26 protein-coding genes are annotated in these 25,550 nt (G+C 43.8%); 13 read left to right on the forward strand and 13 right to left on the reverse strand.

What is annotated here, in order from left to right:
• Positions 1 to 119 precede the first annotated feature (119 nt).
• The 4 genes from NEE14_RS01255 to NEE14_RS01270 all read right to left on the reverse strand — a co-directional run bounded on the left by NEE14_RS01255 (position 120) and on the right by NEE14_RS01270 (position 4,370).
• Positions 120 to 3,410 (reverse strand): DNA primase, encoded by a 3,291-nt coding sequence (locus NEE14_RS01255; RefSeq protein WP_005938279.1) that lies wholly within the window; start codon positions 3,408 to 3,410, stop codon positions 120 to 122.
• Positions 3,407 to 3,610 (reverse strand): hypothetical protein, encoded by a 204-nt coding sequence (locus NEE14_RS01260; protein WP_005938277.1) that lies wholly within the window; start codon positions 3,608 to 3,610, stop codon positions 3,407 to 3,409. The genes NEE14_RS01255 and NEE14_RS01260 overlap by 4 nt, the downstream gene beginning before the upstream one ends.
• Before the next feature lie 226 nt (positions 3,611 to 3,836).
• The gene (locus NEE14_RS01265; RefSeq protein ID WP_005938274.1) at positions 3,837 to 4,160 is read right to left on the reverse strand and encodes a hypothetical protein; all 324 of its coding nucleotides are present in this window, start codon (positions 4,158 to 4,160) and stop codon (positions 3,837 to 3,839) included.
• A gap of 18 nt (positions 4,161 to 4,178) precedes the next feature.
• Complete coding sequence (locus NEE14_RS01270; RefSeq protein ID WP_005938271.1) at positions 4,179 to 4,370, reverse strand: hypothetical protein; 192 nt, start codon at positions 4,368 to 4,370, stop codon at positions 4,179 to 4,181.
• Between the two features lie 144 nt (positions 4,371 to 4,514).
• Between NEE14_RS01270 and NEE14_RS01275 the strand changes: the two genes are divergently transcribed.
• Positions 4,515 to 4,970, forward strand: coding sequence for a helix-turn-helix domain-containing protein (locus tag NEE14_RS01275; RefSeq protein WP_005938268.1), 456 nt, complete (start codon positions 4,515 to 4,517; stop codon positions 4,968 to 4,970).
• 338 nt (positions 4,971 to 5,308) lie between these two features.
• Here NEE14_RS01275 and NEE14_RS01280 read toward each other — a convergent pair whose 3' ends face one another.
• A complete protein-coding gene (locus NEE14_RS01280; RefSeq protein ID WP_338578760.1) occupies positions 5,309 to 6,517 on the reverse strand; it encodes a glucuronyl hydrolase in 1,209 nt (402 codons plus the stop codon).
• 112 nt (positions 6,518 to 6,629) lie between these two features.
• Between NEE14_RS01280 and NEE14_RS01285 the strand changes: the two genes are divergently transcribed.
• The 3 genes from NEE14_RS01285 to NEE14_RS01295 all read left to right on the forward strand — a co-directional run bounded on the left by NEE14_RS01285 (position 6,630) and on the right by NEE14_RS01295 (position 9,974).
• A complete protein-coding gene (locus NEE14_RS01285) occupies positions 6,630 to 7,937 on the forward strand; it encodes a 3'-5' exonuclease (protein WP_251968785.1) in 1,308 nt (435 codons plus the stop codon).
• The gene (locus tag NEE14_RS01290) at positions 7,934 to 8,878 is read left to right on the forward strand and encodes a hypothetical protein (protein ID WP_251968784.1); all 945 of its coding nucleotides are present in this window, start codon (positions 7,934 to 7,936) and stop codon (positions 8,876 to 8,878) included. The genes NEE14_RS01285 and NEE14_RS01290 overlap by 4 nt, the downstream gene beginning before the upstream one ends.
• A 115-nt stretch (positions 8,879 to 8,993) precedes the next feature.
• The gene (locus NEE14_RS01295; RefSeq protein ID WP_005794072.1) at positions 8,994 to 9,974 is read left to right on the forward strand and encodes an IS30-like element IS4351 family transposase; all 981 of its coding nucleotides are present in this window, start codon (positions 8,994 to 8,996) and stop codon (positions 9,972 to 9,974) included.
• A 123-nt stretch (positions 9,975 to 10,097) separates the two neighbouring features.
• Here the strand turns inward: NEE14_RS01295 and NEE14_RS01300 are convergent, their stop codons facing one another.
• The 4 genes from NEE14_RS01300 to NEE14_RS01315 all read right to left on the reverse strand — a co-directional run bounded on the left by NEE14_RS01300 (position 10,098) and on the right by NEE14_RS01315 (position 13,245).
• The gene (locus NEE14_RS01300) at positions 10,098 to 11,366 is read right to left on the reverse strand and encodes a Y-family DNA polymerase (protein WP_005938308.1); all 1,269 of its coding nucleotides are present in this window, start codon (positions 11,364 to 11,366) and stop codon (positions 10,098 to 10,100) included.
• Between the two features lie 27 nt (positions 11,367 to 11,393).
• Positions 11,394 to 12,077: a LexA family protein gene (locus NEE14_RS01305; protein WP_005938311.1), complete on the reverse strand. Its 684-nt coding sequence runs from the start codon at positions 12,075 to 12,077 to the stop codon at positions 11,394 to 11,396.
• 95 nt (positions 12,078 to 12,172) lie between these two features.
• On the reverse strand, positions 12,173 to 12,673 hold the full coding sequence (locus NEE14_RS01310) for an SLOG family protein (RefSeq protein WP_005938315.1): 501 nt from the start codon (positions 12,671 to 12,673) through the stop codon (positions 12,173 to 12,175).
• A 2-nt stretch (positions 12,674 to 12,675) separates the two neighbouring features.
• A complete protein-coding gene (locus NEE14_RS01315; RefSeq protein WP_005938318.1) occupies positions 12,676 to 13,245 on the reverse strand; it encodes a hypothetical protein in 570 nt (189 codons plus the stop codon).
• Positions 13,246 to 14,110: 865 nt separating this feature from the next.
• Between NEE14_RS01315 and NEE14_RS01320 the strand changes: the two genes are divergently transcribed.
• Positions 14,111 to 14,365 carry a helix-turn-helix domain-containing protein gene (locus NEE14_RS01320; protein ID WP_005938320.1) on the forward strand — a complete coding sequence of 85 codons (255 nt, stop codon included), beginning with the start codon at positions 14,111 to 14,113 and terminating at the stop codon, positions 14,363 to 14,365.
• A 33-nt stretch (positions 14,366 to 14,398) separates the two neighbouring features.
• On the opposite strand, the gene NEE14_RS01325 is transcribed toward NEE14_RS01320, so the two are convergent.
• The 3 genes from NEE14_RS01325 to NEE14_RS01335 form a co-directional block, all read right to left on the reverse strand.
• Positions 14,399 to 14,776 (reverse strand): hypothetical protein, encoded by a 378-nt coding sequence (locus NEE14_RS01325; protein ID WP_005938322.1) that lies wholly within the window; start codon positions 14,774 to 14,776, stop codon positions 14,399 to 14,401.
• A gap of 84 nt (positions 14,777 to 14,860) precedes the next feature.
• Positions 14,861 to 15,223, reverse strand: coding sequence for a hypothetical protein (locus NEE14_RS01330; protein WP_005938324.1), 363 nt, complete (start codon positions 15,221 to 15,223; stop codon positions 14,861 to 14,863).
• Between the two features lie 7 nt (positions 15,224 to 15,230).
• The gene (locus NEE14_RS01335; protein WP_005938326.1) at positions 15,231 to 15,545 is read right to left on the reverse strand and encodes a hypothetical protein; all 315 of its coding nucleotides are present in this window, start codon (positions 15,543 to 15,545) and stop codon (positions 15,231 to 15,233) included.
• A gap of 472 nt (positions 15,546 to 16,017) precedes the next feature.
• Between NEE14_RS01335 and NEE14_RS01340 the strand changes: the two genes are divergently transcribed.
• On the forward strand, positions 16,018 to 16,194 hold the full coding sequence (locus tag NEE14_RS01340) for a hypothetical protein (protein WP_153880861.1): 177 nt from the start codon (positions 16,018 to 16,020) through the stop codon (positions 16,192 to 16,194).
• Between the two features lie 260 nt (positions 16,195 to 16,454).
• Here the strand turns inward: NEE14_RS01340 and NEE14_RS01345 are convergent, their stop codons facing one another.
• Entirely contained in the window at positions 16,455 to 16,664 is a 210-nt protein-coding gene (locus NEE14_RS01345; RefSeq protein ID WP_147349075.1) for a hypothetical protein, read from the reverse strand.
• 432 nt (positions 16,665 to 17,096) lie between these two features.
• Between NEE14_RS01345 and NEE14_RS01350 the strand changes: the two genes are divergently transcribed.
• From NEE14_RS01350 to NEE14_RS01380, 7 genes are read left to right on the forward strand one after another with little or no spacing between them, the layout of a single operon-like run.
• On the forward strand, positions 17,097 to 17,297 hold the full coding sequence (locus NEE14_RS01350) for a helix-turn-helix transcriptional regulator (RefSeq protein ID WP_005938330.1): 201 nt from the start codon (positions 17,097 to 17,099) through the stop codon (positions 17,295 to 17,297).
• Between the two features lie 4 nt (positions 17,298 to 17,301).
• Positions 17,302 to 18,861 carry a type I restriction-modification system subunit M gene (locus NEE14_RS01355; RefSeq protein WP_005938332.1) on the forward strand — a complete coding sequence of 520 codons (1,560 nt, stop codon included), beginning with the start codon at positions 17,302 to 17,304 and terminating at the stop codon, positions 18,859 to 18,861.
• Positions 18,862 to 18,914: 53 nt separating this feature from the next.
• Entirely contained in the window at positions 18,915 to 19,907 is a 993-nt protein-coding gene (gene xerA, locus NEE14_RS01360) for a site-specific tyrosine recombinase/integron integrase (protein ID WP_005938334.1), read from the forward strand.
• Positions 19,907 to 20,659 (forward strand): restriction endonuclease subunit S, encoded by a 753-nt coding sequence (locus NEE14_RS01365; RefSeq protein WP_005938336.1) that lies wholly within the window; start codon positions 19,907 to 19,909, stop codon positions 20,657 to 20,659. The genes xerA and NEE14_RS01365 overlap by 1 nt, the downstream gene beginning before the upstream one ends.
• A 13-nt stretch (positions 20,660 to 20,672) precedes the next feature.
• On the forward strand, positions 20,673 to 21,761 hold the full coding sequence (locus NEE14_RS01370; protein ID WP_005938338.1) for a Fic family protein: 1,089 nt from the start codon (positions 20,673 to 20,675) through the stop codon (positions 21,759 to 21,761).
• A gap of 10 nt (positions 21,762 to 21,771) precedes the next feature.
• Positions 21,772 to 22,359 carry a restriction endonuclease subunit S gene (locus tag NEE14_RS01375; RefSeq protein ID WP_106480334.1) on the forward strand — a complete coding sequence of 196 codons (588 nt, stop codon included), beginning with the start codon at positions 21,772 to 21,774 and terminating at the stop codon, positions 22,357 to 22,359.
• A gap of 46 nt (positions 22,360 to 22,405) precedes the next feature.
• On the forward strand, positions 22,406 to 25,540 hold the full coding sequence (locus NEE14_RS01380; protein ID WP_251967695.1) for a type I restriction endonuclease subunit R: 3,135 nt from the start codon (positions 22,406 to 22,408) through the stop codon (positions 25,538 to 25,540).
• Positions 25,541 to 25,550: the final 10 nt, after the last annotated feature.

The following is a 25,550-nucleotide window of genomic DNA, read 5'->3' on the forward strand; positions in this document are numbered from 1 at the left end:
ACAGATATATATATTGCATGGTCCTATCATTGAGGCCCAAGATACAAAGATAATTCTATTCCCTGAATCTTCGAAATAAAACGGTCTTTATATCATGGGGGTTAATCCTATCAGTTATCTTATATCTCGGAATCATCTTCACTGTTTTCCGTAATCACTTCCGTTTCCAGATCCAGTCCGAACATCTCCTTGAGTTGCAGGTAGTCGAAGCAAAGCGCTTTGGGGCGGTTCACCTTCGGACTCTGGATAACCTTTCCGTCTTTCACAACCGTCACGCAATCCGGGTTACCACTGGGCAGCAGGATGTAGAAGCGGTCCTGCTTGGTGCCCAGAAAGGCCGGATGGGATTTGAGGTATGACAGAACGGTGGACCAGGACGAACGGTTGGCCGTGATGTTCTGGGTGGAGTTCCGGCTGCTGAACAGCGAAGAGATGGCTGCCATGTTCAGGTAGAGTATCGGACGGGCTTCCATGAACTCCATATCTTCCTTGACATTCATCGGACGGAACTTCTTGAGATAGCGGATGTTGAAGTGTACTTTTTCTGTACACTTTCCGATGGACTGCCAGCCCTGGAGCATGTTCCAGAAGTCGGCCACTTCGGAACTTTCCTGGGCCAGTTCGTTCTGGTTGCGCATGCCGTTGACCGTGGTTTCCAGCATCTGGGCGTAACTAAAGGGAAGATGCAAGGCGGATTCCAGCGTGCGCAGTGTGGCCAACGGAATAATCCAGTTTCCGAAGATACGGTCATGGATGCCTTCCTGTTCCATCTGGATGGCAAGTTCCCGCTTGGTGAGGGAATACATGTCGGGAAAGTTCTTCTCAAACAGCTCCCGATGTTTCAGAATGTCGAGGGTCAAGTGGGTCAGGCCCAGGTTGCAGATGGACTGCAGTTCCTCGTAATGCTTTTTCTCCAGGACGCTGAACGAGGTCTTGGTGTAAGCCAGGAAAAGAACACGGGTATAGAGCGCCATATCCTGCGTCGGCTTTTCCTGCCCGCAGATGACGACTCCCGTGCTGACGATGGTCTGAGAGGCCATGCCGTCCGTGTTGGTGTTCTTCTTGGTCTGGCCGCCACCGCCCCAAAGACCTTTGAGGAAAGCAATCTTGCGCACATCGAGGTCGTTCTTGTATTCGTCAAAAACAACCAGGGTGTTGACCGCCTGCGATACCCGGTCGTTCATGGCCGGAACGGAGGCCACACCCATGTTGGGCGGTTCCACGTCATGGAGGAAGAAGGCCTGCAGGCTGGTGGCCAGCGTGGTCTTACCGGTACCTTTCTCACCGAACAGGTTCAGGATGGGGAAATGCCGGGTGCGTTTATAGACCACGTCCCGGAAGAGGGTGGCAATTAGGTAGCCGAAAGCGATGCGGGAATTGTTGCCAAAGACTTCCGTCAGCTTTTCCACGAAAGAGCGGAGAAGCACGCCGTTGCTCTTTCGGTGCACCATCAGTCGTTCAAATTGGTAGATTTCCGCATTGTCCCGGTAGATTTTAGAAGTGGCGGGAATGTAATAGGCATGGTGGCTGTCATCCTGGATGATGCCCATTTCGTCGGCTTCATGAAAGACACCGTGCTGAAAGATGCCGTTGCCGAACGCAAAGAACTCCTTGCTCTCGTTCCATCCGAGCTTGCGGATTCGCTCGGCCGTCTGGGTGCGGGCATACAGGAACTCCTTGACGTTGTTGAGTTTGTCTATCTTGCCCAGCCATACGTAATTGCCGACCGAACCTATCTTCTGCTGGAAGTTGGAGATGGAGCACATTTCGGATTCTTTCAACTCGATGATGCAGCTGTCCCGAAAGGAATTGAACAGCCGGAACAGGCGGACACCGTTGCATTCGTCATGGATGTGGAACAGGGGTTCCATCCGAAAGTTGGAAAGGCGGATGGGGTCTTCATCATCCTTGCCCAGGCAATAGTAGCAGTTGTTGCGGACAAACAGGTTGAGCTGCCGGAGTGCATCGGTCTCTTCCTGCTGTTTGTCCATCATGGTCGGCTGCTTGGCCCTCTTGGCCTGGTTGCGGGCCTGTGTCACGGCATCCTTCCACAGGCGGGCTTTGCCGTAAATCTTACTCAGCTGCTCGATGCACTGCTCATATACGAACTGGTCCTTTACATAACGCAACAAGTCCGCAATCTGATTGACGCAATTGATTTCCCTGAGCAGTGAACTGGCCGTGGCAAACTGCTTCTCTGCCAGCCAGACGATAAAATGCTTTTCCCTCAGGTTGCGGTAGATTTCTTCGCTCAGAATGTAGCTGTCTGCATCATTCTTGACAAGCACTTCCCGTTGAGCATCTTTTGGAATAGCCCCTTCGTACTTTTCCTGCAGTTCTTCTTCCGTCAGTTCCCGGGTACCGAAGGGCAATTCCTTGACTGTGGCATGGAATCCTTTTCGGATGGCCAGTGTGCCGCATTCCATCACAGCCTTGAATCCGGGACCATATTGGCCTTCCGGAGCCACATCAGAGTCAGGAATGAAACAGAGGGAGGACTTGTAGCGCTTGAGCAGGTTCAGCTGGTTCTCGTTCCAGCTGGTACCCAAAGAGGCCACCGTGTTCTCCAGACCGATGGATTGCAAGCGCAACGCATCAGGAGCGCCTTCCACGATGATGAAATTCTCTGCATCCCTCAATCGAAAGGCGCGGTCGATGCCAAACAGGGTTTCTCCCTTGGTGTAGAGCACGCTGGTGGCGGAATTGATGTACTTGGGGGCATTCGGATTGGCACCGATGTAACGGGCCGTATAGGCAATGATGCGTCCCCACCGGTTCCGTATCGGAATCATGATCCGTTCGCGGAACATGGAGTAACTGGTGCCGTCCTCCTTCCGTTTGAGCATGCCCAGTTCAAACAGCAGTTCCTCTTTCAATCCTTTCTGCTGACAGAAATCGCGGAAGGCGTTGCTGTCTTTCGGGGCATATCCTAATCCGGCCTCTGAGCAAAAGTCTTCCGGCCAGCGGTTGTAGGCATAACACCGGGCATTCCGTGAATCCTCCGTAGTTGCCAGACGAAGGCTGTCCACAAAGAAGGTCTGGAGTATATCCAGTGTAGCCAGAAGGGATTCCTTGTGTTTCTGTTCGGCTACGGCTTCCCCGCTTTGTTCCTCTTCCTTTTCATAATCTACCGGGATTCCGTGCTGCTTGGCCAGAAAATGCACCGCATCGGTGAAGGAGAGGTTTTCTTTCTCCATGATAAACCGGATGCCATCGCCTCCCCGGTTGCAGCCGAAGCAGTGGTACAGGTTCTTGGACAGATTCAACGAGAATGAAGGGGTTTTCTCCGAATGGAACGGACATAGCCCTTTCATGTTGAGTCTGCCGTCACGCGATAGCTTCACGTACGGCTCTACAATGGACTCGATGGGCAATTCCCTGACTTTATCAAGTGTGCCTTCGCTAATCATAGCATGCGGAGTTTGAACCAGCAGTCCAGAATGGATTGCCCAGTGTATTTCAGACGATGGGGATTGTCCGGATTGATGGGCTGTATGTGGCCGTTCATCCGGTATTTACGGAGCGTTTTGTAGCTGACCTCCAAGGCAGCACAAGTCCTTTTGACGGTATAGACACCATGAGGGTCTACTGATGGCTTTGTCTCATTCATTTTTCTTAAAAAACGAGGAGAATACCTACAACATGGCAATCAGATGATAGAATTTCATGGCTATTTCTCTTACTTTCTCATGTCTTTTGGCAGTCTCTTGTACCTACTAATCTATTTCTATGTTCCGTAAGACTACAACTATACTGATGGAACAAAAAAGGTTTATGTATAGTTCAGTTTGATTGCATTGATAACCTTTTCCCTCTTTGTTGATGCTGTTTAGTTCTTATTTTGTATGCTTTACCGTCTTTTTAATACTGGTAATGGATGAAAGAGGCGGGCTTTCAAAGTAATCCTGGGTGGTCTTCTGCAGCATACGAAGGTCGGCGGTCTTGTATTCTACCTTCCCCGGACGCTTGTAGCATACCACCTTTCCCTGACGTCTCCATCGATCTACGTTTCGTCTTCCAAAGAGCTTGTAGGCCTTTCTCTGACTGATGAATTCAGGGTCGTCGTGCGTGTCTTTTAGCGCCTGAACTAGTTTGTTAACCAGGTCATTCAGAAACACATCGTAAGGGACTTCGTGGTCTATAAATTGTATCGAAAACATAATTTTGATAGTTTGGTTCTATAATATGCGTTTCACCTTGATGATGTGGTTTATCCGATCGGTCTTGGTGGTGTATTGACGACTCATGATGGCGCCCAGTTCGGATGCCTGAGTTCGTACACTTTTTAGTTTCTCAATGGGGAAGGAGATTTCGTCACCTACGTTAAGAGCGATGAGCGACGGACGGATTTTTGCCGAAATTTCTACCATAAATCTTGATTATTTAATGATTAATGATTAACTTTGCACTCAAATAATGAGAGCTTTATGCTCGCAAAATAACAAAATAGTGTTTATATAGCCAATATTTGAATGATATTATTTTGATTGAAGCTTAAAATTTAACTATAGACCATGGAAGTTGCAGTAAAAAGTGTGCATATAGGCGAGGCAATAGAGAAACGCCGGCTGGAACTTGACATCAGTAAGTCCGAACTCGGACGTAGAATTGGTGTCTCCCAGCAGCATGTCAACAGAATATTGAAAAGAGATACGATGGAGAGTAAGAAGCTGGTAGACCTATGTCATGCCCTGGACTTTAACTTTTTCACTTTGTTCTGTGAAGTGCCCCCTCAGATCTCGGCTTATCTCGCTGCCGTAACGCTTCATGGTGATGCCAACAATTTTATAGGTGATGCGCAGTTAATCGCTGAGCTGACCGCAGAGCGAGCTAAGGCTGCACAAGCAGAAGAGCGAGTAGCGGAATTGACCGAGAAAGTGGAAATGCAAAAAGAGTATATAGAATCCTTAAAGAATAATTTAGAGGATAAGAATGCTATCATTGAGCTTTTGCGCAAAGGCCAACAATGATGCTACCTTATTTTATAATAGTGGTATTTTACATGTTGTTTTAGACTTGGTTTGCTTTTAAGTTGAACCAGTCTCGGTAATTTACTGATAATCATAATATGATTGCTGCCGCAGTTGCTGCAAAAATGCTTGCAAATAGGTTTTTTTGACAAGAAAATTCAACGGGTTTCTTTTCAGTTTTCCAATGAGTTTGAATTTGCTGAAAATCAAAAGCGTTTTAGAGCCGCACAAGCTGCGATAGAGGAAGCATAAGCAATATTAGAATAACAGAGATTTAGGCTGTAACAAACTGTTCTTCAGGTGTTACAGCCTAAGTTGTTTTTAGGCAGTTCGTGCATTTATCGGCCAATATTCAACACATTCCGCAAACGGAGTAAAGCTTCAACATAATAATAATCAGCATAACTCAGAGGCACATCCACTTCGCTGTTTCCCGGAAGATGACCTGTACAGTGCATGATGGAAAAGTTTGCATTCGTCCCCGGTGTTGCCAGATAAGCTGGAGAAGTCAGCGAACGAATCTGTTGTTCGGCAAAGTTAAGGCATTGCTTACCGAAATCATTGGGATTAAACTGACTCAATTCAATGAGGGCGGAAGCCATGATAGCAGCTGCAGAGGCATCACGCACAGTATGAGGAATATCAGGACAGTCGAAATCCCAATAAGGAATCTTATCAGCCGGCATGTTGGGATGATTCATCAAGAATTGAGCAATGTGGTTGGCCTGTTCCAAATAAGCCTGTTTCTTGGCTTCGCGGTACATCATTGTGTAACCATATAAAGCCCACGCCTGACCGCGAACCCAAGCTGATTCATCGGCATATCCCTGATGGGTTTGTTTGATGTGTGGCTGGGCTGTCAAAGTATCGTATGATACGACATGATAACTACTATAATCCGGACGGAAATGATTGGCCATTGTCTTGTCTGCATGCGAAATAGCCATTTGGGTAAAGGTACTATCTCCCGTCGCACGACCTGCCCACATCAGGAATTCCAAATTCATCATGTTGTCAATGATGACCGCATACTGCCACTTCTGTTTATCGGAATCCCACGAGCGCATTAATCCTAATTGCGGATTATAACGTGTGGCAAGCGAATGAGCGCCTTCTATCATGACTTCTTTATACTTCGGGTTACCCGTCAGACGATAACCATTACCATAGCTGCAATTCAACATAAAACCAACGTCATGACTATAAGTAATAGTCTTTACTTTTTCTACCCGAGCGGTATATAACTCAGCATACTTTTTCAATTCAGGTGTCGGATTAGCTTCATACAAGTACCATAATTCCCCAGGGAAAAATCCACTGCACCACCAACTGTAATCGCTGGTTTCCAGCTTACCATCTTTCATCGACTTGGGTAATTTTTCCTCCTGGTTTTCCAATTCTTTGGCCATAAGTAAGGCTTGATCTGTAGCTGTCTTCAATCCACGTTCAATAACCGAACCAATAGGTTCTTCCTTCGGTTCACTCGTGCATGCTGACAAGAGTAATCCTACAGTCGATAACACACATAATAACAAAAAATTCTTCATAATCCGTTAATTATCTTATTCTAAAAAGGTTAACTATTTTTACACAAACCTGAAGCACAATTTTTATACTTTTGTAGGTAAAAAATAAGGACAATAAAAAAAGTCATAACAAATGAGATTAGAAAAATGGTTTATATCAAATCTTGATGATTCACAAAGGAATATCATTGTTCAAAGCATAGATAAAAGTATTGTTGTTCGAGGATCTGCAGGAAGTGGTAAAACAAATCTTGCCATACATCGCGCACTTCAAGCAAAAAACAAAGGAACATATGCAATTATTATCTTTACCATTGCTCTAAAACGTATGATAGCATATGGAATGGAAGTTCTTGGTCTAGATAAAGAAAGAATTGCTTATGAATGGGCATGGACTAACCGAGGTTTTGATATGACAGGTGATGTATACTGGAAAAAAGGTGACGGAAACTATTTATACCTCGTTAACGATACTGAGGTAAGAAAGTTCAAACGTTGTGAAAAGAATTCAAAAGCATACGGTTTAGATTTCGCAGATTGGGTAGCATATAAATTTTATAGTGCATTTGGCAGAAGAGTGAGTTGGTTTAATGAAGTTGCCTATGACAATAAGTTTAGTGTAACGGATACAGATTATGAATTGATACCAAGCGGCACAATGTATAAGCAGTGTGAGAACATTATAGATTACCTCATTATTGATGAAGCACAGGACTTTAATATTTCAGATTACAAACTACGCATAGTACCAAAGGCGGGTGTTAGTCTTTCTTTGTTCGGTGACTCTGCTCAACAAATGAACAGCAATGGAAGTAATATCGAAGATATTGCCATTGCCTTAGATTATGACAGATTGTCCCTTGACTATAACTATCGTTTGCCTAAATCTATAGCCAAGGTTGCCCAACAGATCCAGAATACGAATGTCGATCTTATGACAAACAATAAAAAAGATGGCGGTAATAGTGATTATCCAAACTATCCCAAACCTGTTATTGCTAAATATAACAATCGGGAAGAAGAACTTCATGGCATTTTGAGCAAGATTCAGATGGAAGACCTTGATGACGTTGCTATTTTGGTTCCAACAGAATCTGATGTCATGGAAGTTAACAAGTTCCTTAATGATAATGGTGTAAATACTCAGGTACACTACAGGACAGGTAAAGTTGTTCCTTTTAACACCATTAACACTCTTGATTTTTCAAACAATGATCTACCATGTATTCTAACATACTATGCAGCTAAAGGTTCAGAGTTCGACAATGTCTTTGTACCATTCGCAAATGCAGCAAACACAATGAGTCGCAACTCTTTCTATGTGGCATGTACAAGATCTTCACGTAACCTTTACATTTCATATTCTGGTAAGCGCACACCTTACCTTGAAAATGTAAGTAAAGAATTTGTAACCGAAATAGATTATACCAAACAGTCATGAAATACTATATCAGCATAAATTCCTGGAATCTATTAGAGTCATTTGTAACAGAAAGTTTGTCTCCATTTGCATTTTATAACAAACGTAACTTTGGAAACAATCTTAGTCGATACATCAGTAATGCCAATGATAAAATAAATTTTCTTATATTATCAACGAGAGATAACGGCGAAGATTATACAATAGAAATAGACGAGTCTATCTTGGACAAAACTTATATCAAACCAATTAAGAATCTCAAGACATTATTCACTTATAGCAACACTATTTACTACAAAGTTGGTCAAGTGGCTTTCCGTTTTGCTAGCCAATCATTATTGGAAACATTTATCTCTGAGAGTCAGATTTTATTTGAGGTTAAATGTATAGAAAAATATCAGTCGAATTTCTTCATTAAGGAGGTTAAAGGGAAAAAACCTTCTGTTATATTACAACGATTTGGAGAGACATTCTCTTTTGAACAGCAAGAGTTTATATATAAAGATAACAAATTTAATCTTATAAAGGGTGCCATTGTAGGTTATGTTCGTGGAGAACTGACAACTTCTGGTTGTGAAGATCAGAAGTTGATCACTATGATTAAAGATATTAAAAACTCTTTTACTGGGCTTAATACCCAAATTATGGTCAATGATATAGAGGTGCAGAATCCGGAAACATATATCATAAAGTTGCGTGAATGCAAGAAATTATTTTATGATATACGTAAGGAAAAAACTAACAATTTTGACATTCTTACCCAGTTATTCATGGAGATTAAGAATCTCTCTTCTATGAGGTATGCAGAATTGATTATGTATAAATCTAGTGATTGGAACTTAACATACGATAAGCTGATTTCTCAAAAGCAGAATTTAGAGTTTCAAATTTGTCAAATTGAGATTGAAAACTTGAGTTCAACTTATAAATGCAACTTTTTGGGTGCGGATAATAAGCAATAAAAACATTTATTTTTCAGAGAGGAAAGAGAGACAATGTCCCCCTTTCTCTCACTCTGAATGGATAAAGTTTGCTATCTTTGCTTTAATTGTCCGTCCAAAGAAAAAAAAGTTGCAGATGAGCAAACATATAACCGAGGAACAAAGGTATGCAATTTCTATGATGTTGCAAATACCGATGAGCAAAAAAGCAATAGCGGAAGCTATCGGAGTAGATAAAAGCACTGTTTACAGGGAGATAAAGCGCAATTGCGACGCCCGAAGTGGTAGCTATAGCATGGAGCTTGCCCAGCGAAAAGCAGACAGGCGCAAGCAGCAAAAACATCGCAAGGAAGTGCTTACACCGGCAATGAGAAAACGGATAATAAAGCTGTTGAAGAAAGGATTCAGCCCGGAGCAGATTGTCGGCAGGAGCCGCTTGGAGGGAATTGCGATGGTATCTCACGAAACGATATATCGCTGGATTTGGGAGGATAAGCGGCGGGGTGGCAAACTGCACAAATATCTTCGCAGACAAGGTCGCAGGTATGCCAAACGTGGTTCTAAAAATGCAGGGCGAGGATTTATCCCAGGCAGGGTGGATATTGATGAGCGTCCCGAGATAGTGGAACTGAAGGAGAGATTTGGTGATTTAGAGATAGATACAATTATTGGTAAGAACCACAAAGGTGCCATTCTTACCATTAACGACAGAGCAACAAGCAGGGTCTGGATACGCAAGTTGTCGGGAAAAGAAGCCATCCCGGTAGCTAAGATTGCAGTATGGGCACTGCGGAAAGTGAAAAACTTAATACACACAATTACGGCTGACAATGGAAAGGAGTTTGCAAAGCACGAGGAAATTGCGCAAAAATTGGAAATAAAATTCTATTTTTGCAAACCATACCACTCATGGGAACGTGGTGCCAATGAAAACACCAACGGGCTTATCAGGCAGTATATCCCAAAGGGTAAGGACTTTAGTGAAGTAACCAACAAACAGATTAAGTGGATTGAAAATAAACTCAATAATCGACCTCGTAAAAGACTTGGATACCTCACGCCAAACGAAAAATTTAAACAAATTATTAATCAGAATTCTGTTGCATTTGCAAGTTGAATTCAGCACTTAATTAGCTGGGCATTAGAAAATTATCAGGTCATCATGCGCAATAGAAAACGTGTATAGCTATGTTCATGAGAATGCAATTTTAAGGCTTAATTTCCATAATTCCCATGAGAATTATATCTGAATTGTCAGTATCTCCTTTAAATCAGACAGATAGTTACCGCTCCGGAACTCGCTCTTGGCATGCCAGGCCTGCTTCTCTTCGCCCTCCACGGCCAGATGTATCTTCCGCAGACCGAAGCGGTGATTCAGTGCATCAATGCTTTTCATGAGCTGCATCCGTTCCGGTCGGTTCTTTACCTCATCAAAGAGATTCTGCTGGATATAGGAAGCATCCGTGATGTCTCCGAGAATGACTCCCGTCTTCTTGTAGCTGATTCCTTCCCGATAAATCTCCTTCAGCACACTCAGCGCCGCCTGTGTAATCTCAATCGTGTCTGAGGTCGGCATAGGCAGGATCCTCGTCTGCCCGTTGGAGTACTGAGTAAGGTCCTCCCGGAAGCGGTTGCTCGACACAAAGACCGTCACGGCCGAAGTCAGCGAGTGCTGTCCCCGTAGCTTGTTGGCGCAGCTGGCCGCAAAGCTGGCGACCGATGCCTGCAACGCATCATAGTCCGTAACCAAATTCCCAAAGCTCCGACTGGTACAAATGGTCTGCCGCTGCGCTACTTCCGAAGTATCAATGCACGAAATACCGTTCAACTCCTTCCACGTCTGCCATCCCGGCTTGGAGAAGTGGCTGCGCACCCAACTTTCCTTCTTGTCGGCAAATTCCAAAGGAGTACGGATGCCCAGGTAGTTCAGCTTGGCAAGGGTCTGTTTACCAATTCCCCATACGTCAGAAAGGTCAAAGAGCGCCAACGCTTTCCGGCGCTTTTCTTCATTGTCTATCATGCACACTGAATGGTAGCCTTTGTACTGCTTGGCAAACTTGCTTCCAATCTTCGCCAAAGTCTTGGTATGTGCAATTCCTACACTAACCGGGATGTCCGTATAAAGCCGGACCTTCTCCACCACTCCACGCATATAGTCCTCCAAGTCATGATATTTCTCTAGACCATCCAGATAGAGGAAGGATTCATCAATCGAATAGACTTCTGAATGAGGCACAGCAGACCGCAGAATGTTGTTCACCCGTTTGGACATGGCCGCATAGAGATACATGTTCGTAGAGAACAGCTTCACTCCATAGTGCTGCACTATATCCTTCTTCTTGAAGATGGGGTCTCCACGACGCAGTCCCAGTGCCTTGGCTTCCGGAGTCAAGGCCACAATGCAGCCATCGTTGCAGGAAAGCACGCAGACGGGCTTTCCGTTCAGTCCGGGATGGAAGACCTTCTCCACGGAACAGAAGAAACTGTTGCAATCGACTAAAGCAATCATAGGTTGTAGGCAAACGGGTTATAGCAATTAGTAAACAGGCTTGTGGATGATATATGTCACGACTCCCCAAACACTGAAATCATCGCCCTCGGTGATTTCAATCTCGGGGTACTCGGGATTGGCCGGAACCAGCCAAAGGGTTCCTTCCTTCCTGCAAACCCGTTTCAGCGTGTATTCTCCATTCAGTTCACAGACTGCAATCTGCTTTTCCGTAGGGTTCCGTTCACTCTTATCGACTATGATGATGTCGCCATCATGCACTCCGGCTTCAATCATCGAACGGCCCTGCACACGGATCAAGTATGAAGAGTCCGGGTGTGGGCACAACATCTTCAATACCTCGATGTCCTGCGCCAGTTCATCATTGTTCAAAGGAATGGGAAAACCGGCCACCACCTTTACATCAAAGAAAGGCAGCGACATCGGCTTGATACGGCTGGTAGGCATCACTTCTCCCAACTGCCTCAAGGCTTCGTCTTCCTGTCTGCTTTTAGCTACTTCCATCTGCCGGATGATACATTCCTTGATGAAGTCCGTCTTGTTCTCCTGGCTGTCCAGATAGGCAGCCACCTCCTTATCGGCCCGAAAAGCATAGAGCTTGCTGGTGCCATCTCCCTTGGGGCGGCCTGCACCTGGTCTTTTACCACCTCTGCCGGGTTTCTGGGGTTGGTTTTCCGCTTGATTTATCACTTGTTTTTCCTGATTATCCATGGTCTAAACACTATTTCAGCACAAAGATAAGCAGTTTTCCGAATAATGTTATACGCTTTTCAGAAAATCTATGAAAAGCGTATAACATCGTTCGTCTAATACACATTGACGACAGGCATCCGTTTCTCCCTTGCCTTGCGACAGGTATAGGCTGTGCCGCCCTTCGGCTTGCCGTCAAAGTAGGCAATCACACTGCCGGAATGCGACAGCATGTAGTCGTTCCGTTTGAAATAGCATCCATTGAAGTAGTCTTCACTCAGATGCACCACATCGTCCGCCTTGGAAAGGATATAGGCATAGCGCTGCTGCTCCACCATGGACCAGGAAGCGCTCTGTCCCTTGAAGGGAACGACTGCTACCAGCTTCAGCATGGGGATGCTCAACTTGAGGGAAAGGACTTCTTCTGCCGCCATCATGTCAAAACCGAGCGCCATGCCGCAGTAGAACTTGTTCGCTCCTTGACGGATGGCTTGCAGCACGGCTTCCTTCAGCCGTTCCCTTACTTGTTCTTGATGAATATGGGAAATTTCTCTATGTCCGGTAAAGGCAACCGCCTTTGCCGTTGCCTTTACCTTCGTTGTTTTCTTTTCTATCATTGTCAGTTCGTTTTTACTTTGTAATGGGTCTTTGCCAAGAAGATGCCACTGAGAACGTGTGCGCCCAAGTTCTCCAATTGGTCGGAATAGGTAGCCCAAGTGATGCCGCGGGTGATTACATCGTCAAAGGTAACAATATTCTTGCCTTTGAACCAAATTTCATCAAACTCGATGATGCTCACCTTGCGGATTTCCTTCTCCAGCTTGCGGTTCTCGTGGATGGCAAGGCGCCCACCGATTACCTTTACATGCTCGTAGCCGTTGATGGCTCCGGTCAGTTCGCAGACTCTCTCGCAAAATGCCTTGTAGCGGAGTTCGTTCTTCTCGGAGGTGGATGCCGGAACCGGAACAAAGGTGATGTCCTTGCAGCCATCGCCATACTGCTCCTTTAGGCTTGCTGCGGTCATTTGTGCCACTGCTTCAAAGCTTCGTCCGTCCTTGAAGTCATATACCATCTGTCTGTCAGCCACTTCCTTTTCGCCGACGTTACGGATGCGTTTCGGGAAATACTTGCAGAACCATGTCTGAGTTTTTTCCAACTGCTTCTTGAGGTGATTGTCCATGTGTGCCATACGCTCTGATTTTTTTCCCTCTTGTTTTGCTGTTTTGCAGCTTGTCCGAAGGGATGTTTTTTGCTTTTCTCAGAGTGCTGGCAGCCACCAATTAGGCAAATTCAGGGCAGAAAATACGCTCAACTTGTTTGAGGAAGATTTTCTGCAAGGGATTTGACGTTTGGTGGGGACAGCCTACCTTTGCAAAAAAATATCCTCGCAGGCAAGATGAGAAAACGGTGAGCGGTCATTGCCTTTATACTTCACAGAGCCGGATATTCCTCATTCCATTACTGTCTGATGCTTCCACAACACCTTGCAGGCACGATTTGCTTCCTTTTCTACACCATCATACTCACACGGATAATTCCTTATAAAATAGTTGCTTCATTTTCTAGAATGGGGGCATTTTCGCTTTGACAAGATAGCCACAGCCAAAATCCTTGTATATCAATTACTTTTATACATCCGTTAGCGTTGACAAACGTTGACAAGCGTTGACAAAAAAATCTGCGGCAAAAATTTTATAGCCACCGGTTGACAAACTCCGACTTCTCTATTCTATTCTCTTTTTCCTTTAAAAAGAAAAGATATTGAATTACAGGGGCTTTCGGAAGCGGCTTCAGGCCCTTCCAGCCCGTTGTCACCCTGGCTAGCTTGTCACCACCCCAACTATACCGCCGGAAACTGCAGAAGGTGTTTTTTTGATGCAGACCCACACTAAGCGCCATTCTTGGATGAAAGATGGATGAATGTTTAAGCAACCTTTTGCAAGGGGTATCACAAAATCCCACAAAGTCACCCAAAATCCCTCATTGCATCACACGGAAGCTATTGTCACACAAGAGCTTTCTTCGTAATTTTACTGCATCAAACGCTTATGCCTATGACCGACTTGAAGAACACATGGATAGCGATAGCTCCCGACCGGAACTACACCATTAAGGAAGCCTGCCTTTTCCTCGGGGTTCACCGATGCACCATCTACGACTACATCCACCATCCCGAGCGACCTTTGCCTTTTATCCGGATCCATACCGATAAAAGGGGCATCCTCTTCCGAGGAAGCGACCTCATTGCCTACAAGGAAGCGGGTCTCCCGAGAAGAGGACGCAAGTTCAAGAACAGCCCTCGTGAATAGAGGACTGTCTTTGAACTTGCCTTCTTGCGGAACTCAGTTCCACTGGTTCCAGGGCAGACCTGCCAACACGGATTTGCCGTCCGCCTCGGCAAGCTGGCAAGCCAAGAGCCACGCATCGGTGCGGATGGCATCCATATCGCTCACGGCTTGCCGGAAACGGGAAGGTGCTACGGCACCCGACCGGACCATCCACTCCGAAGCACAGGTCTCCGGCTCAATGGCTTCCACAAAGGACTCAATCTCCTTCACCAGGTTACTTACCTTGCCGTCCTTCATTTCTGCCGTGAAGGTAAACGGCACACCGCTCAAGGTCTTCCGGTGGAAGTCAAAGAAGAGCCTGCCTTCCTTGTACTGAGCGGAAGCAGTCCAACCGAGTTGGGCTGCGATACTGATTATATTTCCATTCCTCATATCTCAGACTAAACCTACTATTTGAGACCTGCCCGGTCCGTGACGGATAAGGCAGGTCATTTTGTTATCACTCCGTTCTAACACTCATTCACCCATTCTTGCAAGGAACTCCTGCAAACGGCTGTCACGCAACTTCTTCAGCGGTACCGGCTGGAAGTTCTCCTGCTGCCTTACTTGCAGCTTGCCGAAACCTTGTCTGGTCAAATCCAATTCGATGTCCGACAGCTCGTTCAAGGAAATGTAGCCGTACTCGTCCTCCATCAGTCCGATGACGATACCGAAGAGGATGGTGTCATTTCCTTCCTTTTCACCTTCAAGAATGAACCATCGCACACCACCGAGCGCGAAGATGGCACGGCAAATAGCATCCTTTCCCTTGCCGTCCTGGGAATAGAGAGGATAGCCTTTCAAGGCTTCCTCCAACTGTGTTGTCATAAGTCTGCACATAGCTGTATTATTTAGAGGTTGGAAATTCGGGGTCAAAAATCAAGTCACACTCGATGAGCCGTTGGTAGGCTTCTGCTGAAAGCCGTGATGCCCACTCATTGCGGTCATCGTATCTTCCCTGCTGATAGTTGAGTGCCAGCTGCTTCATGAAGCCGAGGAAAACCTTGAACATCTGTTGTTGCAGGTAGCGGTGAGCCTTGGTCAGTTCCCTGCCAGTCTGGTCAGGTGAAGACATACTGCCATTCACAAAGTTGGCGAACTCTTGGGCAAAAGCCTTGTCACGTTCGGAGATGGTTGCTCCGGATAATTCTAAATAGTCCATAACAAATATTTTTGATGTTTACGTTTCCGATTCTTTTCCCTCTTGTGAAGCCCTTTAGAGCTTCTCGGTCGGGAAAACCGTTTTACGTGCATCCCCTCACTGCGGACACCGGGGAGAATAAGGCAAGTGTGAGGACAGAGAACTTTACGGAATACCCAATTTGGTACAAATTGTGGAAGGCTGCCGGAAAGTTCTCCGTCCAAAAGCTTCAGCGGCACTTGATGTTTCTCCCGTCCGCAGTATCTTTGCACGACAAAACGTAAAAAGACCGGGAAGCTCCAAGGATTTACCAGGCATTTCATTCAACCTGGACTCCAAGGGAAAAGTACCTTAGTATAAGCCACCGAACACGTTACTTCGTTCAAGCCTTCATGTACTAATGTATAATGGGTGTACGTTAGTACGAACAAGCCTGAGCGACCTAACGTCCAAACCCTTACGAAGTAACGTCCTCCCAAAAACCGTTGCCGTTGTGAGAACCTACAAAGTGAAGCGAAGTGGAGCCTTGCAGGTTCTCTCTATGACAACGGACTGGAGTCCTCCACTCGTAGCAAAAGCCAATCAGCCGGGCTTTGCTTGGTGTCATCGACACGGAGCAAACCGGATGGCACATCCTCCCCAAAAGGTCGTCACTTCCGGCATCGCATGAAATACGATAAGTCGGAAGTGGCGGCCAACATCTGTGAGCCAGCCCCCAAAACCATTCGATGGCTCTACTTCCGCAAGCGTCAGCCTGCGTTCGGTAGAGCCATCGAGCATGTTTTCATTTGAAGACCAGCTACCTGACCTCATTGACACTGTGAGAAACTGCTGAGTGGAGCGTAGTGGAACCCTGCTGCTTCTCTCTGTGGCAATGGAATGGAATCTTCCACTTGTTGCAAAAGTCTATCAGCCGAGTTTTGCTTGGTGTCATCGACACGGAGCAAACCGGATGGCACATCCTCCCCAAAAGGTCGTCACTTCCGGCATCGCATGCAATACGATAAGTCGGAAGTGGTGACCAACATCTGTGAGCCAACCTCCAAAACCATTCGATGGCTCTACTTCCGCAAGCGTTAGCCTGCGTTCGGTAGAGCCATCGAGCAAGTCATCATTTGTAGATATGTTTTCCAACCTCATTGACACTGTGAGAAACAGCTGAGTGGAGCGAAGTGAAACCCTGCTGCTTCTCTCTGTGGCAATGGAATGGAACTTCTACTTGTAGCAAAATCCTATCAGCCGGGCTTTGCTTGGTATTGAAAATACAGAGCAACCGGATGGCATATTCTTCCCAAAAGGTCGTCACTTCCGGCATCGCATACAATACGATAAGTCGGAAGTGGCGGCCAACATCTGTGAGCTAACCATATAAACCATTCGATGGCTCTACTTCTGCAAGCGTCAGCCTGCGTTCAGTAGAGCCTTCATTATGATATTCATTGAAGCCTTTTTCAGCATTAATAGTCTAGTATTTAGAAATACTTTATAAATAGTGAGTATTTTTCATGGTGGTAAATAAGGAATTTCGTACTTTTGTAGGAATGACATAAATATGTTTATAATCATAAGAATATGAAGATCAATCGTATTAAATCTGTACTGGTAGAAAAGGATAAATCTCAGACTTGGCTTGCTGAAAAGTTGGGCAAAAGCTTTTGTACCGTAAATGGTTATTGCACGAACCGCAATCAACCCTCACTTGAGACCTTAAAGCAAATAGCCGACATCCTTTCGGTTAGTATCAAAGATTTAATTGTTGATAATCAAGAATAATATTATGGCAAAGAAAGCGAAATCAGTAAAAGAACAAACCCTCGAACAGAAGTTGTGGGGTGCAGCAGAAAAACTTCGTGGCAATCTTGATGCTGCAGAATATAAGAGTGTGGTATTGGGACTTGTGTTCCTAAAATATATAAATGACAGCTTTAAGGCTAAATATGAAGAACTCACGTCTGATCCTTACGGAGACCCAGAGGATGCAGACGAATACATCGGTGACAATATCTTTTTCGTCCCAAAAGAAAGCCGATGGAAGCTGATTGCTGATTCTGCCTTAACTGCAGAAATCGGCATAGTCATAGATAAAGCTATGGAAGCTATTGAAAAGGACAATGCCCATCTTAAAGGTATATTACCCAAAAATTATGCTCGTCCGGAACTTGACAAAAGGAGATTAGGAGAAGTTGTTGACATTTTCGACAATACCGTTTTTGATGTAAGTCAAGCAAGAGATGTTTTGGGTAGAGTTTACGAATATTTCCTTGGAGAATTTGCGCGTGAAGAAGGGAAAAAAGGTGGAGAGTTCTATACTCCGGAGTGCGTAGTCCGTACATTAGTAGAAGTTCTGCAGCCGTATGAGGGTAAGATTTTTGACCCGGCTTGTGGTAGCGGTGGTATGTTTGTGCAGAGCGCTAAATTCATAGAACGCCATAGTGGAAATATGAATAACATTTCTGTCTTCGGTCAAGAAATGAACAGCAACACATGGAGATTAGCCAAAATGAACTTAGCCATTCGTGGAATTGAGGCTAACTTTGGTGAGACCTGGGCAGATTCATTTCATAATGACCAGCACCCATTTCGTAAGTTTGACTTCGTAATGGCTAATCCTCCATTCAACATTTCTGATTGGGGCGGAGACAAATTAAAAGATGATCCACGTTGGGTATATGGTATTCCCCCTGAAGGAAATGCCAATTATGCCTGGATTCAGCATATGATTTACCACCTGAATGACAACGGACGTATCGGTCTTGTACTTGCCAATGGCTCACTTAGCAGTCAAAGCGGAGGAGAAGGAGATATACGCCGTAAACTTATTGAAGCAGATTTGGTAGAAGGTATTGTTGCGATGCCTAGCCAGTTATTTTATAACGTGCAAATCCCATGTTGTCTCTGGTTCTTTAATAAAAAGAAAACTCAAGCAGGTAAGACACTCTTCATTGACGCACGTAACTTGGGGTACATGTTTGATCGCACCCATCGGAGATTGTCATCCGGCACGCCCAATCCAGAAGAAAACGAAAAATGTCAAGAAGCAGAAAGAACTACAAATGACATAGCACGCATAGCCGAAGCGTTTGAGCAGTATCGAGAAGGTAATCTAGTTCCAGAAGCGGGATTCTCAGCTGTTGCAACTATTGAAGAAATGGCTGCACAAGACTTCGTTTTGACTCCTGGACGATATGTAGGCATAGCCGAAACAGAGGACGACGGAGAACCCTTCGAAGAGAAGATGGCTCGCCTGACTTCGGAATTGTCTGACCTATTTGAGCAATCCCATAAGCTTGAAGACGAAATACGCAAGCAACTTGGGCGTATAGGTTACAAAATTTGATTGCTTGCTTAATTCTTCGGTTTTAATTAAGAAATCATTAACATCGAAGAAACATGAAAGAAAGATTCATTCAAGAAATTACTAACTCAATGGCGGAATTCTTAGATATAGAACAGTTGGCAACTCTTAATGGTGTATTGCTCCAAGCTGTGAGCAAATACACCATCACGGGCGATGAAGAGACTCAACAAGACTCTTCGGCATCCAACTTGCGCCTGTTGGAGATGTTTCTGGCTGCTAAACAAGTTGAAGGTTGCTCTATTAAAACAGCCAAATATTATGAAGTAACTATCAAACAGCTTTTCAAGAAGATGCCAAAGAAAGTGGTAAATTTCACAACAGATGATATACGCGCCTATTTGGCCGTTTACCAGCGAAAACATAAATCAAGCAAAGTAACTATTGACAATATTCGTCGGATATTCTCTTCCTTTTTTGCGTGGCTTGAAGAGGAAGACTATATCATAAAGAGTCCGGTAAGACGAATCCATAAAGTTAAAACGGGCACACAAGTTAAAGAAGTTCTCACTGACGAAAATCTTGAAACCTTGCGTGATAACTGTAAAAATATTCGAGATCTTGCAATCATAGATTTGCTCTCCTCTACTGGTATGCGTGTGGGCGAATTAGTTAAACTCAATCGGGAGGATGTCAACTTCAATGAACGCGAGTGTATTGTTTTTGGAAAAGGCAATAAAGAGCGTATGGTCTATTTCAATGCTCGTACAAAAATCCATTTACAACAATACTTGTCTTCAAGGCGAGATCGCAACAAGGCACTTTTTGTTTCACTTGCTAAGCCACATGCAAGACTTGGAATATCAGGCATTGAAAGTAGATTACGTAAAATAGGAAGAAATTGTAAAATTTCTCGTGTACATCCTCATAAGTTCCGAAGGACATTGGCAACCATGGCCATCGACAAGGGTATGCCTGTTGAACAAGTTCAGCAATTGCTTGGTCACGTTAAGATTGACACCACCATGCACTATGCAATGGTCAACCAGAATAACGTAAAATTGTCTCACCGTAAATACATTGGCTGATGAGAGTTATAAATAGATATTATACCCATAAGCAAGTGCTCTTTAATAAGCGCATAAATGATAATTTAGAACAGCAGGCACAGGCGTTGTTCAAGTCTTGGTTCGTGGAAAAACCTAATCCTCAATGGACAAAGGGAAGTTTATCTGATATAGCTTCATTTGTAGGAGGATATTCATACAAGGGTGATGAACTGGTCGATAGTTCCAATACAGGTATGGCTACGATAAAGAATTACAATCGTTCTGGAGGATTTAAGACTGATGGTTTTAAGGCTATAAATCCGTCAGATAAAGTAAAAAACGCACAATATGCAGAATTGTTTGAAATTCTAGTAGCGCATACTGATTTGACGCAAAATGCTGAAGTTATAGGAAATGCTGAACTTGTGCTTTCTCTAGGAGAGTATAATAAAATAATCTTCTCAATGGATTTGGTAAAAGTGTTGCCAAGTTCGAGTTTTCCTTATCGCTTTTTAATAGCAGCTATGCTTAAAAATAAACTGTTTAAAGGGCACTGTCAGGGCTACGTAAATGGTACAACCGTTCTGCATCTTAACAAAAAAGCTCTTCCTGAGTATAAAGTAATGATACCTACAGATACAGAGGCTAAAAAGATGAACGAGATTTTGGGCGGTTATTATAAACGAATGAGTGAAAATTTAAAGGAAAACGATATGTTAGAACAATTGCGTGATACAATACTCCCAAAGCTAATGTCCGGTGAATTAAAAATTAACGATTTAAACTGCTAAATTCTCATTGATAATGAATGACTTTGAAGAATATATAAGACAAGGTGAGCCTCAGAAAAAAGAAAAAGGCTATGCTTGGCAGACCGCTATCGGATTGCAGGCAGTAGATGATCTGAAACCGTCTGAGTACTTGATTCAAACAGCGCGTCAGCACATTGAGGGTGATATAACTATCGAAGAAGCCAAACAGCTTATTGATAGCTACTATCAATCCAAAACAGTCAGAGCAAACATCGAAGACAGAACGGAAGAAGCAGATAAAGTTTCAGCCCGTATTGCTGAAATTTTATCTGAAAAGACCTTCACATTTTCGCCCGTTGAGTATATCACCATTCATCGTCGCCTTTTCCAAGGTATCTATAAATTTGCAGGAAAGGTCAGAGATTACAATATCACCAAAAAAGAATGGGTATTGAAAGGAGAAACCGTCCTTTATGCCAGTGCTGACAGCATACGTGAAACGTTAGATTTCGATTTCATGCAGGAGAAAAATTTTAGCTATAAGGATTTGAATATCAACGATGCTATCATTCACATCGCAAAGTTTATTTCCGGCATATGGCAGATTCATGCTTTCGGTGAGGGAAATACTCGTACTACGGCAGTGTTTGCTATCAAATACCTGCGTACGTTTGGATTCGACATCAGTAACGAGGCGTTTGCCAATCATTCATGGTATTTCCGCAACGCTTTGGTCCGCGCCAACTATAACAATTTGAGCAAAGGCATTTACGCTACCACTGAATATATTGAAGCGTTCTTTAGGAACCTTATTCTTTCCGAACATAACGAACTAAAGAACCGAGTAATGCTTGTGCAAGAATCTTCTGTGCAAGGCGTTCAAAGTGCAAATACAACAAAGGAAATCTCCCCAAAGTGCAATATTTGCACTTTGAATTGCACTTTAGAAGAAATGGCCGTGCTGAACTTCTTGAGAGAACAGCCTAAAGCCACGCAAAAAGAAATCGCTGCGCATATAGGCAAATCTGAGCGAACAGTTAAGACCATTACCGTAAATTTGACCGAAAAAGGCATAATAGAACGCAAAAATGGCAAAAGAAACGGTTTTTGGGAAGTGAAAACGAATAATTTAAACAGCTAAATTCTCATTTATGGAAGAGTGGAAAATATATAGATTAGGCGATTTAGTGGATTTCCAAAATGGTTATGCATTTAAATCCTCTAAATTCCTCTACGATGGTAAATACAAAATCATTAGGATAAAAGAATTAAAGAATGGCTTAGTTAAGTTTTTCGAAGACACTGTATCCATTTCCGACGAACCAAACGAGATTTTGTCTAAAATATTGGTCAACAAGGGGGATGTTATATTCGCATTAACAGGAGATCCAGTAAGTAAACAAAATGCAAATAGCTGGGTTGGTCGTGTATCTCTATATACACATGATATACCAGCTTATCTAAATCAACGAACATGTAAGATAATTCAATGTAATAATGTTGTCCCACAATATGTTTACTATTATTTCAGACAATACGAAAATCTTTATTCATTAGCATCTAAAGCAACAGGAAGCGCAAGTCAGGCTAATATTTCTACAAAAATTCTCGAAGATACGGAAATACTATTACCGTCACTGAGCGTTCAAAAGAAGATGGTAGCCATCCTAGCTTCTCTTGATAATAAAATCGCCCTCAACCGCCGTATAAATGATAATTTAAAATCTACGGCAGCGTAGGAAATCGTGAAACCGACAACATATAACTATATATAATACTTTGATTATGAACACATATCATTATACTGAAGATTCGTATGAACAAACCATTCTTGATTTGTTCAAGGAAATGGGCTACGACTACCGTTATGGACCAGAGCTAGAACAAGAAACAGCTCGTGACCTAGAGGATGTATCAATATCCTGCATTACTAGAAAGCAGCTGCTTGTTATTAACGGAGCCACGAAACAACTGGCGATAGAAGAAGCCATGCGTCAATTGCATACTATTCAAAATGAGCCGCTTCTGTCAGCTAATATAAAAATGACAGAATGGTTACAACAAGGTTTAGATGTAAGCTATCGCGCCAGTGATGGTCAAATACGCTGTGACCACTTGAAGCTGATAGATCAAGAAAATATAGACAATAATGTCTTTACCGTAGTGAATCAGTGGACAATTGTAAACGGAACTAACACCAAGCGCGCAGACATTGTTGTGTTCATCAATGGTCTGCCTATTGCAGTTGTAGAGCTCAAATCGCCAACCAGAGAAGTAACGAACAGTGAAGAAGCTTGGCTACAGCTACAAAACTACATGCGCCGTGTTCCTCAACTATTTACGGCTTGTCAACTATGCGTCATTAGTGACATGGCTGATACCAGAGTGGGAAGTATCACTGCTCCTCTTGACCGTTTCATGGAGTGGAAAACCACTGATGGCAGCTACGAAAGCACATCCGTTGCTGATTTTGAAACGCTCTTCAACGGCATGTTTAAGAAAGAACGGTTAGTGGATATTATCACCCACTTCACGATGGCAATGGGTACCGACAAGAAAGCACGAATCCTTGCCGGTTATCACCAATATTTTGCTGTAAAGAAAGCAATGGAATGCACCAAAGAAGCCATCAAACGTCAAGATGGTAAAATTGGTGTATTTTGGCATACGCAAGGATCAGGAAAAAGCCTAAGTATGGTTTTTTATGCCCATCAATTGCTACATAATCTTTTGAGTTCAACCATTCTGGTGCTAACGGACCGCTTGGACTTAAACGAACAACTTTATGGCACGTTTAGCGCTTGCTGTGATTATTTGCGTCAACAGCCTGTGATGGCAAAAGATGGAGAACACCTGTATGAATTACTGGAAACCCGCCAAAGCCGTGGAATCATCTTTGCCAACTTACAAAAGTTCAAGGACAGAAAGACTCCGCTTACTACACGCAAAGATATTATAGTTTTAAGTGATGAAGCACACCGTAGTCAGAGTAACACCCAAACCAAGGTAGATACCGAAACCGGAGAATTGAAACTGGGTTTTGCTGCCATCGTTCGTAAACTTCTGCCGGGAGCTTCTTTTATAGGCTTCACCGGTACACCTATTGAAGCAGATGATCACGACACTCGTGAAGTGTTTGGCAATTACATTGACATCTATGACATGACGCAAGCTGTAGAAGATGGTGCAACGGTTCCAGTGTACTACGAAAGCCGACTTATAAAACTTGATCTGGATGCAGAAACAATGAAACTGTTGGATCAAGAATATGACAAATTAGCCGAAGAAGGAGCCAGCGATGAAGATTTAAAACGTAGCAAACAAGAAAATGCTCGCTTGCATGCACTGCTTAGAGCCCCGGAAACCATAGATACATTGTGTCGCGACTTGGTACAACATTATGAAGAATGTAGAAAAAATCATCTCACAGGAAAAGCCATGATAGTAGCCATAGATCGTGCCACAGGTATTGATATCTATCGTAAATTATGCGAGCTACGTCCTGACTGGAAAGAAATCATAGGGGTTGTCATGACAAGCGGCAATCAAGATCCCGTAGAAAGGGCTGATATTATTGGGAGTGCAGCACACAAGGAGCAACTTGCCCGCGACTTTAAGGACAACAGCTCCAAGATGAAGATTGCAATCGTAGTGGATATGTGGTTGACTGGATTTGATGTGCCTTCCTTGGCTACCATGTATGTGTACAAGCCCATGAAGGGGCACAATCTGATGCAAGCCATTGCCAGAGTAAACCGTGTTTTCCCAGAAAAATCTGGAGGACTTGTGGTGGATTATATCGGCATTGCTGGAGCATTAAAGAAAGCCATGCACGATTACACAGGGCGCGACAAAAAGAACTTCGGGAATCAAGACATCAAGCAAACTGCTTATGAACAATTTCTGGAAGCAATCAGCATGTGCCGTTTGTGTATAAGTGATTTAGTGGATTACTCCACATTTGCGACATGTACCAATCTACAAAGAAGCAGACTCATTCGAGAAGGACTGGATACATTGCTGATTCCCGATCGGATGGTGCCCGGCTGCCCAAGCGAACGAACCATGTATGATGAGAATGGTAACATCATACATGTGCACTGTGATCCTGTACTGACTCCCGTAAGTGAGGTATTCTCAGAATATAGCAAACGTATGATGCAAGCAGCAACAATTTGTCGCAGTATTCTGACACCGGAAGAAAAATTTGAAGAAGCATACTTTGAAGCTGTACGTACTTTATTTATCCGCTTGACCAGTAAGGCTCCTATCACACGGAAGATAATAGACGAACGCATCTCAGAATTGCTTAAAGTTGCGATTCAATCAGATGGTGTTGTAGAAATTATCAATACTAAAGGGGAAGAGTTTTCTCTCTTTGATGAGCAATTCTTGAATGATGTTGCCAATATGAAGGAGAAGAATCTAGCTATTGAAATGTTGAAAAAGTTACTTGCTCAACATATCAAAAAACATCAAAAAAAGAATCTAACACAAGCTGAATTGTTCAGTGAAATGTTAGATAAACGCTTGGCTGAATATCTCCGTGGTATGATTTCCAATGAAGAAGTGATAAAGGAACTTCTGGAAATGGCTAAGTTAATGAAGCAACACGCAGAAGAAGGTAATGCTCTTGGTTTATCTGATGAAGAGCAGGCATTCTACGATGCGTTGACACGACCTCGGGCCGTCAAGGATTTCTACGAAAACAATCAACTGGTCGCCATGGCAAGAGAGATCACAGATGCACTCAGGAAAAACCGTACTTTGGATTGGAGACAAAAGGAAACAGCTCGCGCTAAAATGCGAACGATGATAAAACGTCTTCTAAAGAAGTACCATTATCCACCAGAAGAAGCACAAAATGCTATTGAAGTTGTAATGCGTCAATGCGAACTTTGGGCAGATAATGAAGAGTAAATATACCGTT

The organism is Parabacteroides sp. AD58 (assembly GCF_023744375.2).
GTDB lineage: Bacteria > Bacteroidota > Bacteroidia > Bacteroidales > Tannerellaceae > Parabacteroides > Parabacteroides absconsus.

What these genes read in the sequence shown, in the direction of transcription:
- NEE14_RS01265 (WP_005938274.1), bottom strand. Translation starts at nt 4,160, where the DNA reads ATGTTTTCGATACAATTTATAGACCACGAAGTCCCTTACGATGTGTTT.
- NEE14_RS01290 (WP_251968784.1), top strand. Translation starts at nt 7,934, where the DNA reads ATGAAATACTATATCAGCATAAATTCCTGGAATCTATTAGAGTCATTT.
- NEE14_RS01320 (WP_005938320.1), top strand. Translation starts at nt 14,111, where the DNA reads ATGACCGACTTGAAGAACACATGGATAGCGATAGCTCCCGACCGGAAC.
- NEE14_RS01275 (WP_005938268.1), top strand. Translation starts at nt 4,515, where the DNA reads ATGGAAGTTGCAGTAAAAAGTGTGCATATAGGCGAGGCAATAGAGAAA.
- NEE14_RS01280 (WP_338578760.1), bottom strand. Translation starts at nt 6,517, where the DNA reads ATGAAGAATTTTTTGTTATTATGTGTGTTATCGACTGTAGGATTACTC.
- NEE14_RS01295 (WP_005794072.1), top strand. Translation starts at nt 8,994, where the DNA reads ATGAGCAAACATATAACCGAGGAACAAAGGTATGCAATTTCTATGATG.
- NEE14_RS01310 (WP_005938315.1), bottom strand. Translation starts at nt 12,673, where the DNA reads ATGATAGAAAAGAAAACAACGAAGGTAAAGGCAACGGCAAAGGCGGTT.
- NEE14_RS01365 (WP_005938336.1), top strand. Translation starts at nt 19,907, where the DNA reads ATGAGAGTTATAAATAGATATTATACCCATAAGCAAGTGCTCTTTAAT.
- NEE14_RS01305 (WP_005938311.1), bottom strand. Translation starts at nt 12,077, where the DNA reads ATGGATAATCAGGAAAAACAAGTGATAAATCAAGCGGAAAACCAACCC.
- NEE14_RS01370 (WP_005938338.1), top strand. Translation starts at nt 20,673, where the DNA reads ATGAATGACTTTGAAGAATATATAAGACAAGGTGAGCCTCAGAAAAAA.
- NEE14_RS01260 (WP_005938277.1), bottom strand. Translation starts at nt 3,610, where the DNA reads ATGAATGAGACAAAGCCATCAGTAGACCCTCATGGTGTCTATACCGTC.
- NEE14_RS01375 (WP_106480334.1), top strand. Translation starts at nt 21,772, where the DNA reads ATGGAAGAGTGGAAAATATATAGATTAGGCGATTTAGTGGATTTCCAA.
- NEE14_RS01325 (WP_005938322.1), bottom strand. Translation starts at nt 14,776, where the DNA reads ATGAGGAATGGAAATATAATCAGTATCGCAGCCCAACTCGGTTGGACT.
- NEE14_RS01315 (WP_005938318.1), bottom strand. Translation starts at nt 13,245, where the DNA reads ATGGCACACATGGACAATCACCTCAAGAAGCAGTTGGAAAAAACTCAG.
- NEE14_RS01255 (WP_005938279.1), bottom strand. Translation starts at nt 3,410, where the DNA reads ATGATTAGCGAAGGCACACTTGATAAAGTCAGGGAATTGCCCATCGAG.
- NEE14_RS01345 (WP_147349075.1), bottom strand. Translation starts at nt 16,664, where the DNA reads ATGAGGTTGGAAAACATATCTACAAATGATGACTTGCTCGATGGCTCT.
- NEE14_RS01300 (WP_005938308.1), bottom strand. Translation starts at nt 11,366, where the DNA reads ATGATTGCTTTAGTCGATTGCAACAGTTTCTTCTGTTCCGTGGAGAAG.
- NEE14_RS01335 (WP_005938326.1), bottom strand. Translation starts at nt 15,545, where the DNA reads ATGGACTATTTAGAATTATCCGGAGCAACCATCTCCGAACGTGACAAG.
- NEE14_RS01285 (WP_251968785.1), top strand. Translation starts at nt 6,630, where the DNA reads ATGAGATTAGAAAAATGGTTTATATCAAATCTTGATGATTCACAAAGG.
- NEE14_RS01380 (WP_251967695.1), top strand. Translation starts at nt 22,406, where the DNA reads ATGAACACATATCATTATACTGAAGATTCGTATGAACAAACCATTCTT.
- NEE14_RS01350 (WP_005938330.1), top strand. Translation starts at nt 17,097, where the DNA reads ATGAAGATCAATCGTATTAAATCTGTACTGGTAGAAAAGGATAAATCT.
- xerA (WP_005938334.1), top strand. Translation starts at nt 18,915, where the DNA reads ATGAAAGAAAGATTCATTCAAGAAATTACTAACTCAATGGCGGAATTC.
- NEE14_RS01355 (WP_005938332.1), top strand. Translation starts at nt 17,302, where the DNA reads ATGGCAAAGAAAGCGAAATCAGTAAAAGAACAAACCCTCGAACAGAAG.
- NEE14_RS01330 (WP_005938324.1), bottom strand. Translation starts at nt 15,223, where the DNA reads ATGTGCAGACTTATGACAACACAGTTGGAGGAAGCCTTGAAAGGCTAT.
- NEE14_RS01270 (WP_005938271.1), bottom strand. Translation starts at nt 4,370, where the DNA reads ATGGTAGAAATTTCGGCAAAAATCCGTCCGTCGCTCATCGCTCTTAAC.